This window comes from Streptomyces vulcanius, assembly GCF_042653945.1.
Lineage (GTDB): Bacteria > Actinomycetota > Actinomycetes > Streptomycetales > Streptomycetaceae > Streptomyces > Streptomyces mangrovi.
In genome coordinates this window covers 360,544-372,665 of record NZ_JBHSFK010000004.1, presented here as the reverse complement: position 1 = coordinate 372,665, position 12,122 = coordinate 360,544, and the positions used below count along the sequence as shown (strand labels likewise).

The 12,122-nt window shown below is 70.9% G+C and carries 11 protein-coding genes and 1 pseudogene; 7 read left to right on the top strand and 5 right to left on the bottom strand.

Annotation, left to right across the window (positions count from 1 at the left end; translation table 11 throughout):
- Window positions 1-5 precede the first annotated feature (5 nt).
- The 5 genes from ACFPIH_RS08615 to ACFPIH_RS08595 all read left to right on the top strand — a co-directional run bounded on the left by ACFPIH_RS08615 (window position 6) and on the right by ACFPIH_RS08595 (window position 6,065).
- Entirely contained in the window at window positions 6-1,358 is a 1,353-nt protein-coding gene (locus ACFPIH_RS08615) for an aminopeptidase P family protein (protein WP_381169982.1), read from the top strand.
- On the top strand, window positions 1,355-4,009 hold the full coding sequence (locus ACFPIH_RS08610) for a beta-L-arabinofuranosidase domain-containing protein (protein WP_381169870.1): 2,655 nt from the start codon (window positions 1,355-1,357) through the stop codon (window positions 4,007-4,009). The genes ACFPIH_RS08615 and ACFPIH_RS08610 overlap by 4 nt, the downstream gene beginning before the upstream one ends.
- A 58-nt stretch (window positions 4,010-4,067) precedes the next feature.
- Entirely contained in the window at window positions 4,068-4,733 is a 666-nt protein-coding gene (locus ACFPIH_RS08605; RefSeq protein ID WP_381169868.1) for a DUF6055 domain-containing protein, read from the top strand.
- Window positions 4,734-4,800: 67 nt separating this feature from the next.
- On the top strand, window positions 4,801-4,947 hold the full coding sequence (locus tag ACFPIH_RS08600; protein WP_381169861.1) for a hypothetical protein: 147 nt from the start codon (window positions 4,801-4,803) through the stop codon (window positions 4,945-4,947).
- Window positions 4,944-6,065 carry an aminotransferase class V-fold PLP-dependent enzyme gene (locus ACFPIH_RS08595; protein WP_381169859.1) on the top strand — a complete coding sequence of 374 codons (1,122 nt, stop codon included), beginning with the start codon at window positions 4,944-4,946 and terminating at the stop codon, window positions 6,063-6,065. The genes ACFPIH_RS08600 and ACFPIH_RS08595 overlap by 4 nt, the downstream gene beginning before the upstream one ends.
- A 36-nt stretch (window positions 6,066-6,101) precedes the next feature.
- On the opposite strand, the gene ACFPIH_RS08590 is transcribed toward ACFPIH_RS08595, so the two are convergent.
- The 5 genes from ACFPIH_RS08590 to ACFPIH_RS08570 all read right to left on the bottom strand — a co-directional run bounded on the left by ACFPIH_RS08590 (window position 6,102) and on the right by ACFPIH_RS08570 (window position 10,607).
- Window positions 6,102-6,422 (bottom strand): hypothetical protein, encoded by a 321-nt coding sequence (locus tag ACFPIH_RS08590; RefSeq protein WP_381169857.1) that lies wholly within the window; start codon window positions 6,420-6,422, stop codon window positions 6,102-6,104.
- A gap of 158 nt (window positions 6,423-6,580) precedes the next feature.
- On the bottom strand, window positions 6,581-8,056 hold the full coding sequence (locus tag ACFPIH_RS08585) for a glutamate-cysteine ligase family protein (protein ID WP_381169855.1): 1,476 nt from the start codon (window positions 8,054-8,056) through the stop codon (window positions 6,581-6,583).
- Window positions 8,057-8,141: 85 nt separating this feature from the next.
- Window positions 8,142-8,591: a zinc-binding dehydrogenase gene (locus ACFPIH_RS08580; RefSeq protein WP_381169852.1), complete on the bottom strand. Its 450-nt coding sequence runs from the start codon at window positions 8,589-8,591 to the stop codon at window positions 8,142-8,144.
- 199 nt (window positions 8,592-8,790) lie between these two features.
- Window positions 8,791-9,471, bottom strand: a complete 681-nt coding sequence (locus ACFPIH_RS08575; protein ID WP_381169850.1) for a response regulator — start codon at window positions 9,469-9,471, stop codon at window positions 8,791-8,793.
- Window positions 9,468-10,607 (bottom strand): sensor histidine kinase, encoded by a 1,140-nt coding sequence (locus tag ACFPIH_RS08570; RefSeq protein WP_381169980.1) that lies wholly within the window; start codon window positions 10,605-10,607, stop codon window positions 9,468-9,470. The genes ACFPIH_RS08575 and ACFPIH_RS08570 overlap by 4 nt, the downstream gene beginning before the upstream one ends.
- A gap of 272 nt (window positions 10,608-10,879) precedes the next feature.
- Between ACFPIH_RS08570 and ACFPIH_RS08565 the strand changes: the two genes are divergently transcribed.
- Entirely contained in the window at window positions 10,880-11,260 is a 381-nt protein-coding gene (locus tag ACFPIH_RS08565; RefSeq protein WP_381169847.1) for a peptidoglycan-binding domain-containing protein, read from the top strand.
- A gap of 24 nt (window positions 11,261-11,284) precedes the next feature.
- Window positions 11,285-12,103 (top strand): annotated as a pseudogene (locus ACFPIH_RS08560) (GNAT family N-acetyltransferase); the annotation flags it as partial.
- Between the last annotated feature and the right edge of the window lie 19 nt (window positions 12,104-12,122).

Sequence of the window (12,122 nt, the reverse complement as noted above, 5' to 3'; positions counted from 1 at the left end):
CCGAGATGACCACCCCGCCGTACGCCGGGACGAGGCCGCCGCGGCTGGCCGACGAAAGTTCCGGTTTCCTGGCCCGCATCGGGCAGGGCTGGGCCGAACGCGACGTCCCGGCGCCGGTGAGTCCGGCCGCGGCACGGGCGGCGGCCAAGCACCGGGCCCGGCTGAGCGCCTGCCTGCCGGACCGGACCCTGGTCCTGGCGGCGGGCCGCGCCCGGCACCGTAACGGCGACGCGGACTACCCGTTCCGGGTGGACAGCGACTTCCTCTGGGCCACCTCGTGCCAGACCGAGGGCGCGGTCCTGGTGATGAAGCCGCGGCCGCGCGGCCACGACGCGGTGCTGTACATGCCGGCTCCGGCCCGGCCCGGTGAACGTGACTTCCACGCCAGTGCGGCGCACGGGGAACTGTGGGTCGGCCCTTCGGCGGGGCTCGCGGCGTGGTCGGCCGCACTGGATCTGCCGGTGCGGCCGATCGGTGACCTCGGTGACCAGCACGGCGGCCAGCCGGACGAACTGCGTACCGTGCTCTCCGACCTCCGCATGATCAAGGACGACTGGGAGATCGCACAGCTGCGCGAGGCCGTGGACCACACGGTCACCGGATTCGCCGCCGTCGCCGACGAGATCCCGCGCGTCGTCACCGAGGACCTGGGGGAGCGCTGGCTGCAGGGCACCTTCGACCGGCACGCCCGCACCTTCGGCAACGGGCCCGGCTACAGCACCATCGTCGGCTCCGGCGAGCACGCGCCGATCCTGCACTGGGTCCGCTGCGACGGCCCGGTCCGGCCCGGCGAGACGCTGCTGCTGGACATGGGCGTCGAAGCGAACTCGCTGTACACCGCGGACGTGACCCGGACGATACCGGTGGGCGGTACCTTCACGCCCACCCAGCGCAGGGTGCACGACCTGGTCGAGGCCGCGCATCGCGCCGGTATGAACCAGGTACGCCCCGGCGCCACCTACACCGACTTCCACTTCGCCGCCATGGAGGTGCTGGCCCGCGGGCTGCACGACTGGGGGCTGCTACCGGTCTCGGTCGACGAGGCGCTCGCACCCGAGGGCCAGCAGCATCGCCGCTACATCGTCTGCGGTATCGGCCACCACCTGGGCCTGGACGTGCACGACTGCGGCTCGTCGTCGTACGAGCAATACCAGGGTGCGCCGCTGCGGCCCGGCATGGTGATGACGGTCGAGCCCGGCCTGTACTTCCACGCCCACGACGAGACCCTGCCCCCGGAATTGCGCGGGATCGGCGTACGCCTGGAGGACGACCTCCTGGTGACCGGGACCGGGCACGAGGTGCTGTCGGGCGCGCTGCCGATCGACGCCGCCGGACTCGAGAAGTTGGCGGCCCGATGACCCGCGCGCATCCCTTCGCCCTGCGGGACGTGGACCTGCTCGACGGGGTGCACTCCCGGACCCGGGACCAGATGCTGCATCTCGCCAGGGTGTTCCCGGTGGACCGGGTGCTCGCGGTCTTCCGGGCCAACGCGTGGCTCCCCACCCACGGCGCGCTGCCACCGGGCACCTGGGAGGACTTCGGTCATCCCGACGAGCGGGCGTGGTCCGAGGCCGACTATCCCGGACCGGGTGTGGCACCCACGGCGAGCCTGCTGCGCGGGCACTACGCGGGGCACTTCCTGTCGATGCTGTCGCTGGCGTACGCCTCGACCGGCGAGGAAGTCCTGCTGAGCAAGACGAACGAGATGGTCGCGGGCCTGGCCGAGGTGCGCGACGCGCTGGCGGCGACGGGGCGTTACAGCCATCCGGGATTTCTGGCGGCGTACGGCGAATGGCAGTTCTCGCGGTTGGAGGACCTGGCGCCGTACGGGGAGATCTGGGCGCCGTACTACACGTGCCACAAGATCATGGCGGGGCTGCTGGACGCGTACGAGCTGACGGGCTCCCAGCAGGCGCTGCAGATCGTCACCGGCATGGGCCACTGGGTGGCCGGCCGGGTTCTGCGGCTGGAGCGGGCGCGGCTGCAGCGCATGTGGTCGCTCTACATCGCCGGCGAGTTCGGCGGCATGAACGAGACCATGGTGAGACTGCACCGGATCACCGGCGAGCCGTCGTTTCTGCGCGCCGCCGGGGCATTCGAGGTCGACAGCGTGCTCGACGCCGCGGTCGAGGGCCGTGACGTGCTCGACGGCATGCACGCCAACCAGCACCTCCCGATGCTCGTCGGGCACCTCGACCAGTACGACGCCACCGGCAACCGCCGCTACCGCGACGCGGTGGTCGCCCTCTGGGACCAGATCGTGCCCGGCCGGACCTTCGCGCACGGCGGCACCGGCGAGGGCGAGTTGTGGGGCCCCGCGGACACCGTGGCCGGGTTCGTCAAGCGGCGCAACGCCGAGACCTGCGCCACCTACAACCTGCTGAAGATCGCCCGTTCGCTGTTCGGGCACACCCTCGACGGCCGGTACGCCGACTACGCCGAGCGGGCCTCGCTCAACCACATCGTCGGCTCCCGCGCGGACGTCACCTCGGACACCAGCCCCGAGGTCCTGTACATGTACCCGGTGGACCCGGGCGCCGTCCGCGAATACGACAACGTCGGTACCTGCTGCGGCGGCACCGGCCTGGAGAGCCACGTCAAGCACCAGGAATCGGTGTGGTTCCACGCACCAGGGCGGCTGTACGCAGCGCAATACGTACCCTCGCGGCTGCGCTACGCGGACGGGGAGGTGATCCTGCGGACGCGGTACCCCCGGGACGGGAAGGTGGCGATCGAGTTCGGCCTCACCTTCTCGGGCGAGCTGCACCTGCGCATCCCGCCCTGGGCCGCCGGCGCCCGGGTCGACGGAGTGGAGACGCCGGTGCCGGACACCGGATTCGTGACACTGCGGCGCGATTTCCGCCCCGGCGACATCGTCGAGCTCGACCTGCCGATGCCGCTGCGGCTGGTGCCCGCCCCCGACGACCCCACCCTGGTCAGCCTGGAACTCGGCCCCACGGTGCTGCTCGCGCGCGACGACGCCACCACCACCCTGCCCATCGCGGCGGCCGCCCATCGGCGTCTCGACGGCAGCATCGCCGGGCACACCACCGACGGCGACCTGGTCTCGGTGCTCGGCCGGACCTTCGAGCCGGCCTGGTCCGGCGGCGACCACCGCTACCACATGTACCTGCGCCTGGCCGACCCGGAGATCGCCTTCCTGGGCAGCGCACCCGGGGTACCCGACCGCCATGACGCCGACGGCTGGTCGTTCCTCACCGGACTGTGGGCGGACGGCGGATACGCCGACGTGGCCGCGTTCTTCACCGCGGTCCACCGGGAGGTGGTGCGGGCGGCCCGATCCGGGCTGCTGAGCCGGGACGAGGCGGTCGCGGTGCTCATGGCAGCCGCCGCGAGCACCCTCGACGGCCCGGCCGTGCCCCGCCGTGGTGTCGTCGGCCCGGACTCGGCGGACCTACCGCGCGTGACCCGGCTGACCTCCGCGGACGGGCAGCCGGTCGAGGACGTCGTCGAGTGGTCGCTCCCGGCGGACGTCGGCGTGGGTGATCCGCTGCCGGTGGTCCGAGTGGAGGTGACCGGCGACCGTGCCCCGTCCGGGTGGTACACCCGAGAGCCGGGCTTCGCGGTGACCTCGGTCTCGCCCGCCACCCTGGAGGCCGCGGTGGGCGAGGGCACGTGGCAGCCCGCGACCGGCGTGATCGCGCTGGACCGCGAGGGCCGGTACGTGCTCCGGGGCCGGGCCACCGACTCTTTGGGCCGGGTCGTCCACGCCACTCGCGAGGCCGCTGTGGACACGCGGCCCCCGTCGGTACGTGCCAAGGTCCGTCCGCTCGGACCGAGCAACGTCGAGGTGACCCTCCACGCCGACGACGACGTGTCCGGCGTGGACCGCGTCCAATGGCGTACTCCGGAGACGTTCTGGGGCATCTATCAGGAGCCGTTCACCAGGGCGCTGCGTGACGAGCCGCAGATTCTGGAGTTCACCGCCACCGACCGTGCCGGGAACACCTCACCGATCCAGCGGGTGGTGTTGCCGCCGCTGCCGTGAGAATCCCGGGCGGTTATCGGGAACCGAATAGTGCCGAAAGAGAGAGGAAGGTTCGGTCATGAAGCTTCTTCATGCTCGATTACGGCCACTGTGGCTCGCTGTCGTACTGACTCCTACGTTGGTGACCGGTGCGTCCGTCGCGCCGCCGGCGATGGCGCGTGCGCCGGTCGCCGCCGCGAAGTCGGTGTACATTCCCGCGAGTTGGACCGAGAGGAACAACTTCGACCCGAACGGTGTCATCACACAGCTGGAGAATCTCTACAGTTTCTACGTCAACACGATGGCCTTCACACCGGAGACCGGGCTACTGGCGCAGCACAAGATCATCGTGATCGTCACCCGGACCTGGAACCGCACCGAGCTGGACTCCTGGGTCAGTGGCGGATCGGTGGACGACACGGTCGGCATCATCAATGTCGCCCCGGGGGCGGCACTGTCCGGTTCCTGGGAGACCAGTGCTGAGTTCATGGCGATGCAGGCGCTGCCCACCACCTCGGCGGGAGACCTGACCCGCTGGCTGCGTTCGGAGAATCTGTACTGGAGTTCCAGCCGCCATCACTACGGCAACTGGATGCTGGCGCAGTACGGCTCCCGGCAGAGCGGCATCGCGGTGACCTGGGCGCCGGTCGAGCCGGATCAGTACGCCGACGCCGGCACCTTCACCGTGACCGGCCAGGTCGAAGGCACCGACAAGACGGCTGCGGCGACGGTCGTCGTGAGCTGACCCTCTTCCTCCGCGGCGGCGCCCGGCGACGGGCGCCGCCACATACAGACCACTGAGGAACCGCACTGTGAGATCCCCTGCCCGGGCGGTCGCCGGATCGGTCGTGGCGGCCATGGCTGACGCCGGCATCATCGAGGAGAGCACGGTCGAGCAGATGACAGGTGCCGCGCGCGAGCCGCGTACCCGACAGTTCCTCCAGCGGGTGCTCGCGTGACGGCAGAGTTCGACGACTACCTCGCCTCCTTCGCCGAGCCGACCGGATACCTCAACTTCGGCAGCTACGGACCACCGTCGCGCCCGGTCGTGGAGACGATCGGCCGGCTCACGGCCGACGCGAGCGCCGGTGTTCCCTCAGCGGGACTGCATGCGGAGGACGAGAACGCTCTCGCGGCAGTCTCGCGCCTCACCGGGTTCGACCGTAGCGCGGTGGCGCTGACGCCCAGCACGTCGCTCGGCCTCCTCCAGATTGCCTTCGGCCTGCCGCGCGGCGCGGTGCTCGTCAGCAGTGCAGAGTTCCCCTCGAACCTGTATGCGTGGTGGCGAGCACAGGATGCGGGGCTCACTACCGTGCGCACTCTGCATGCCGTGCCCGGAAACGAACTCGCGCCGGTGACGCCCGACCGCGTGGCAGCCTCCCTCACGCCGGACACCGTCGCAGTGGCGGTCAGCGCGGTCGACTTCCGCACCGGGGTTCGCGCCGACCTGGCCGGGATTCGTTCGGTGATCGGCGACCGCCTCCTCGTGGTCGAAGGCATCCAGGGATTCGGTGTCGTCGACGCCGACTGGACCCTGGCCGACGCGCTGGTCGTCGGCGGCCAGAAGTGGCTCAGAGCGGGGTGGGGCACGGGCTTCGTGGCACTGTCCCCCCAGGGCCTTGCGCGCCTCCGGCCAGTTCTTGGTGGCTGGACCGGTGTCGAAAGGCCCTCGCACTACGACGGCGTGCCCCACGAGCTACTCCCCGGCGCACAGCGTTTCTCGATGACCAACGGATCACCGTTCGCATCCGGGGCGCTCGCGACGGCGCTCGCACAGCTGGAATCGGTCGGGGTCGCCACCGTCCAGCGTCGCATCGAGGCCACGGCGACCGCCTTCATCGACCGGCTCCTCGCTGCAGGCATGCCGGTACTGTCGCCCGTCTCACCCCATGAACGCGCGGGTCTTGTCGTGGTGGGCATTCCGCAGGGCGACGCCCCGGCTGTCCACGAACGGCTCGACGCGGCGGGCGTGACCGCAACCGTGCACGGGGATGACCGCATACGTTTCAGCATTCACGCCACCACCATGCCCACTGCGCTCGACGTGGCCCTCACCGTTCTGGGAGGACCCTCATGACTCCCTCCTCCATCGACGTCCGCTGTGCGACAAGGGTTACCTGGAACGCCGGAAGGACGCCACGCCCGTCCGGTCCTGCGCCGCCTCGCCGTGGCGCACGGGGCGAGCGCCCGGCTCTCCGTACGGGACGGGGTGCTCGTACGACTTCTGCGGGCGGAGTCCGCCGACGGGGATCCGTGGCCCGGCCGGGCCACGCTCCTCGACCACATCCCGGAGCAGATCACCGGCCTGCTGGAGGGCTGTCAGCTCATCGGGGTGGGCGGTCCCGCGACGGCCCGCTCGCCCGCCGAGGTCGTCGCGGCCAACGACCGCGACCGTGCGAGCGGAGTCGTCGCGGCGTACGGCGAGATCGAGCACGGATCACCGAGTACGCCGTGCCCGTCCGCGACGCCGACGGCCGGATCCGCGCCGCGGTGGCCGTCCTCGGCAGGGGGCGGACCTGCTGGCGCGCGGGCGAGACCTCCGCGGCGATCTCGCCGAGGCGGACGTCGCGCTGGGCCGACACCTCAGCCGCCTCAGTCCACGGGCCAGGTGTGCACGGGCGCGTTGAGATGCATGTAGTCGATGTACAGCCGGGTCATCCGGCGCAGTGCCTCGTGACGGTCCGTGCCGGAGCCGAGCGCGCGGTGGAACGCCTCCTTCTGCCAGACGGCACCGTTGCGGACCGTGACGCACCGCTGCTCGACGATGCCGAGCAGCGGCTCCCGCCACGCCGCGTCCATCCCGGACAGCTCCAGCCCCCGGTGGGCCAGCGGCAGCAGCCGGCGCAGCACCAGCTCGGCCACCGGCACCTCGCCCGTCCCCGGCCAGTACAGCTGGGCCTCGATGCCGTGCCGCGCGGCCGTGTGCAGATTGTCCTCGGCGGCCCGGAAGGACATCCGCGACCACACCGGCCGCTCCTCCTCCACCAGGGCGCGGGTGAGGCCGTAGTAGAAGGCGCCGTTGGCGAGGGTGTCGGCAACGGTCGGTCCCGCGGGCAGACAGCGGTTCTCCACCCGGACGTGCGGGGCGTCGTCGGCGACGCCGTAGACGGGGCGGTTCCAGCGGTAGATCGTGCCGTTGTGCAGGGTGAGCTCACCCAGCTCGGGGATGTCGCCCCGGTCCAGGGCCTGCGCCGGGTCCTGCGCGTCGCACAGCGGCAGGAGTGCCGGGAAGTAGCGCAGGTTCTCCTCGAACAGGTCGAAGACGCTGGTGATCCACCGCTCCCCGAACCACACCCGGGGCCGTACGCCCTGCGCCTTGATCTCCTGCGGACGGGTGTCGGTGGCCTGCTCGAACAGCGGCACCCGGGTCTCGTGCCAGAGCTCCCTGCCGAACAGGAAGGGCGAGTTGGCCGCCAGCGCCACCTGGACCCCGGCGATGGCCTGCGCCGCGTTCCAGTACCGCGGGAACTCCTCCGGAGAGACCTGGAGATGGAACTGCGTACTGGTGCACGCGGCCTCCGGGGTGATCGTGTCGGCGTACGTCCGCAGCCGGTCGGCGCCGTCGATGTCGAGCCGCAGATCCTCGCCCCGCGCCGCGAACACCTGGTCGTTGAGCAGCCGGTAGCGGGCGTTCTCGGACAGCGCCGGCTCCCCGACGTCCGCCTGCCGCAGCGTGGGCAGGATGCCGATCATGATCAGCCGGGTGCCGACCGAGCGGGCGCGTTCGTCGGCGTGGTTCAGCGCGGCCCGGATCTCGGACTCCCAGGAGTCGGGACCGCCCTCCGTCAGCCGGCGCGGCGGTAGGTTGATCTCGAGATTGAAGCGGCCCAGTTCGGTGGACCAGGCGGGGTCCGCGATCGCCGCCAGCACCTCGGTGTTGCGCATCGCCGGCTCGGCCCGCTCGTCGACCAGGTTCAGCTCGATCTCCAGCCCCACCCGGGGCCGCTCCGCCTCGAACCGCGACTCGCGCAGCATCCGCGCGAACACCTCGAGGCACTCCTGCATCTTCTCCCGGTACCGACGGCGGTCCTCACGCGTGAAGACCACGGCCGGGACGTCACGACCCATCGGCCCTCCTGGCGAGTCCCGCCTGACGCCTCATCCATCCAGCGTCGCACCGCCCGGCACACCCGACCAGGCGAGACGCCGCCCGTCAGACGGTGAGGACCAGCTTGCCCCGGGGATGGCCCGACTCCGGATGGCGTACGGCGTCGGCGGCCTCGGCCGGCGGATACGTGCGGTCGACGACCGGCGTGACCGCCCCGGCCTCGGCGAGCGCGGCGAGGGTCAGCAGGTCCGGGCGGCGGGTGATCGCGATCAACGGGCGCAGGGTCTGCCCGACGAAGAGCTGGAGCACCAGACCACGCGTCCAGCGGTCCGTGCCGCCCCGCACCGGGCCGCCGTCCTCGCCCCCGACGAAGGCGACGGTGCCGTGCGGGGCGAGGATCCGGCGCAGCCGGGAGAGGGGGCGGTTGCCGGCGGCGTCCAGGACGACGTCGTAGCGGACACCGCGGGCCGTGACGTCCTCGCGGGTGTGGTCGACGACGTCGGCGGCGCCCCTCGCGCTGCTGGAACGGTTCGGGTCCCCGGTCCGGATCCGCAAGGCCGGCCGTCGACGGCTGGTCACGCTGTTGCGGCGAAAGGCGCCGAGGACGGCCGAGCGGCTGGTCGAGGAGATCTCCTCAGGTGTCACACCATTCCCACGACGCTCATAGAGCAGCAGACACGCATCCACGAACGAACCAACAATCAGTCACACCGGGCAGCGTGGAACTGACGAGCGATCGCTGACAGGCGGCACATCAGCCAGGAAGACCCGTGGGCCCCGGTTTCACCAACCCGGACTCGTACGCCAGCACCACCGCCTGCGCGCGGCTGCCGAGGTCGAGCTTGGACATGGTGCGGTTCAGATGCGTCTTGACGGTCGCCTCGCTGATGAACAGATGGTCGGCGATGTCCATGTTCGACAACCCCTGCGCGATCAGCCGGAGCACCTCCACCTCGCGCGCCGTGAGAACCGTCAGATCGGCCGGCGGCTCCACCACCCGGTCATGGGGGGCGAGAGCCTCGATCAGCCGCCTGGTCACGCTCGGCGCGAAGAGTGTGTCGCCGCCCGCGACCGCCGCCACGGCGGCGAGCAGCCGCTCGGGGCCGGCGTCCTTGAGCAGGAAGCCGGACGCTCCCACGCGCAGCGCGGCGTACACGTACTCATCGAGGTCGAAAGTGGTCAGCACCAGGATCCTGGGCGGCGGCCCCGCGCCGTCCGCCCCGGCCAGAATCCGCTCGGTGGCGGTGATGCCGCTCATGCCCGGCATGCGGATGTCCATCAGGACCACGTCGGGGCTCGTCGTCGCCGCCAGCTCGACAGCCTCCGCCCCGTCGGCTGCCTCACCGACGACCTCGATGCCGGGCGCGGCGCGCAACAGCCCCACGAGTCCGGCCCGGATCAGGAACTGGTCGTCGACGACAAGCACCCTCGTCATGTGCGTGCCTCGTCCCCCTGAGGCGTGGCCGACGCCGAGGTGGGCAGCGTCAGCCGGACGCCGAAGCCCCCCTCGGGCCGGGGGCCGATGTTCACCGTCCCGCCGTAGAGCCTGGCGCGCTCGCGCATGCCGATCAAGCCGTGTCCGGCACCCGGAAGGATTCTGTCCGGATCCGTACGTTCTTTCGCGCCGCCGTCGTCCGTGACGGTCACCGACAGCTGCCGTGCTCCGTACTCGACCACGACGACCGCCCGCGCCGTATGCGCATGTTTGAGCACGTTGGTCAGCGCCTCCTGCACCACACGGTACGCGCACAGCTCCACGCCCGGTGCAAGCGGCCGTGGCCGCCCGGTGACGGTCAACTCCACCGGTACCCCCGCGGCCCGGATCCGTCCGGCCATCTCGTCGAGCCGGCCGAGCCCGGGCACGGAGTCGTACGAAGCCGGGCCCTGGCCGTCGCCGTTGTCGTCAGTGCGCAGGACGGTCAGCATTCGGCGCAGCTCCTCCAGCCCCTCCCGGCTGGTGTCGCTGATCGTGCGCAACGCGTTATGTGCTGCGCCGGGGTCGGAGCCGAAGACGTATCCGGCCATCCCGGCCTGCACCGAGATCACCGACATGTGGTGGGCGACCACGTCATGCAGCTCTCGCGCTATGCGGCCCTGCTCCTCGGCGACCGCGCGCCGGGCACGTTCCGCCTGCTCGCGGCGCAGTTGTTCGGTCAGTACGGCCAGTTGGTCGCCCCGCTCGGCGGACACCCGGGCCGCGTAACCGAACCGGCACATGACCAGAGGGAACACCACCGCTTGCACGGTCACCGTGGCCATGGAACTCGCCTGGGCGCTCAGCCCCGCATACAGCCACACCCCTCCCGTCAGCGCCGCGCAGCCCAGCGCCGTGCGCAACGAGCGCGCGGCGGCGACGGTGTAGAGCGCCAGCATCGGCGCGAGGCAGTTCACCACCGGCCAGTAGCCGGCGGATACGTAGCCGGTCCACGCGACGCATACGATCAGGCAGACGGCGACTGGGGCCCGGCGACGGGCGGCAACGGGCAGATTGACCAGCGCGGTCAGCGCATAGCCGAAGGAGTCGAGTGGCTCCCAGTCGGGCGGCAGGACCCGCTCGCGCCCAAGCAGCATGCTCGCCACTGTGAAGGCCAGCGCCAAGCCCACGTCCACCAGCCCTCTGTTCCGCAGCACGCGCGCAGAGTAGACCGCGCGGCGGACTCAGTCATCAACCAGACGGTGTAGCACGGACGTTGTACGCAACCACGCCGCTACCGCTGTGGTTGCGCGAAAGCTCAACCCCTCATGGGACGCGGTGCGGCCCCGGCTGTACCTACCGTCTGACCGTCACCCGGCGAGCCGGTCCACGGGGACGGCTCGAAGGAGAAACGAGGGGAAGTATGAACATGACCTCAGGCAGGCGGATCGCGCTCGCCTTCGCCACAGCAGTCGTCGGTGCCGGTCTGGCCGTCGCACCCACGGCGAGTGCCGCACCGGCGCAGTCCGTTCAGAATGTCCAGGCGGCGCCCTTCTACTGCGGCTGGTACAACGGCAACGCGCTGACCAAGGCCGGCCAGACCGGTGCCGCCGCGGAGGCACGGATCAAGGAGGTGCAGTGCCTGATCAACGTCAACACCTCATACCCGACATACCTCGATCCGGACGGGAAGTTCGGCACACTGACATACAACGCCGTGACGTCGGTTCAGAGGCACGCCGGGATCTCCGACGACGGTCAGGTCGGCTCCGTCACCTGGGGCAAACTGCGCGCCGGCGTGCGGTGGTAACCCCGCCCCCGATCCGCTAGCCCGATGACGGTGCCCCGCTCCTCCGAAGGGGGGAGGAGCGGGGCACCGTCATGCGATCGTGGTCATCGCCCGAGAAGCGGACAATGTCCTCCAGGAAACGCATGGTTGCTCAGGTCCGCCCGCCACGGCGGCGCGTGTGTCGGCGCATCGGCCGCCATCTCCTTCGATGTGGCGGTCCCCGGCGGGGGCACGGTCAAGATGGCTGGTGTCACTGCTACCGCGGTGATCGCTACACACCGCCGACGCGGCTATCTGCGGCAGATGATGCAGGCCATGTTCGAGGCGGCCTTGGACCGGGGCGAGCCGTTGGCGATGCTCAGCGCCAGCGAGGGCAGCATCTACGGCCGATTCGGTTTCTCGCCGGCGACCTACCGCGTGCGGTGGGAGCTGGACCGTCACGAAGCCGCCCTCCTTCCGGCAGTGCCCGATCCGGGTTCGCTGGAGCTGGTCGACGCCACGCAGGCGAAGCAGTTCTGGCCCATGGTGCACGCGGAGGTGCGTGCATACCGCGTCGGTGAGCTCACCCCCTTGCCTGGACGCTGGGACGGCCTGTCCGACGGCGCGGACGGCACGAACGGACCGCTGCGGTATCTCGTCCACCGTGACCAGCAAGGCGATGTGGACGGCATGGCGAACTTCCGACTGCCGTGGTCCTCGACAGTCGGCAAGGCGGGAACGCTCGTCGTTGAGGCATTGGAGGCAACGAACCCGGTGGCCTATCGCGCCCTGTGGAGCGTGCTGGTCGACTTCGACCTCACCAAGACCATCGTGGCGCCCGGCCGTCCGCGCGACGAACCACTGCGGTGGATGCTCGCGAACCCACGGGCGGCGTCCGGGTCCC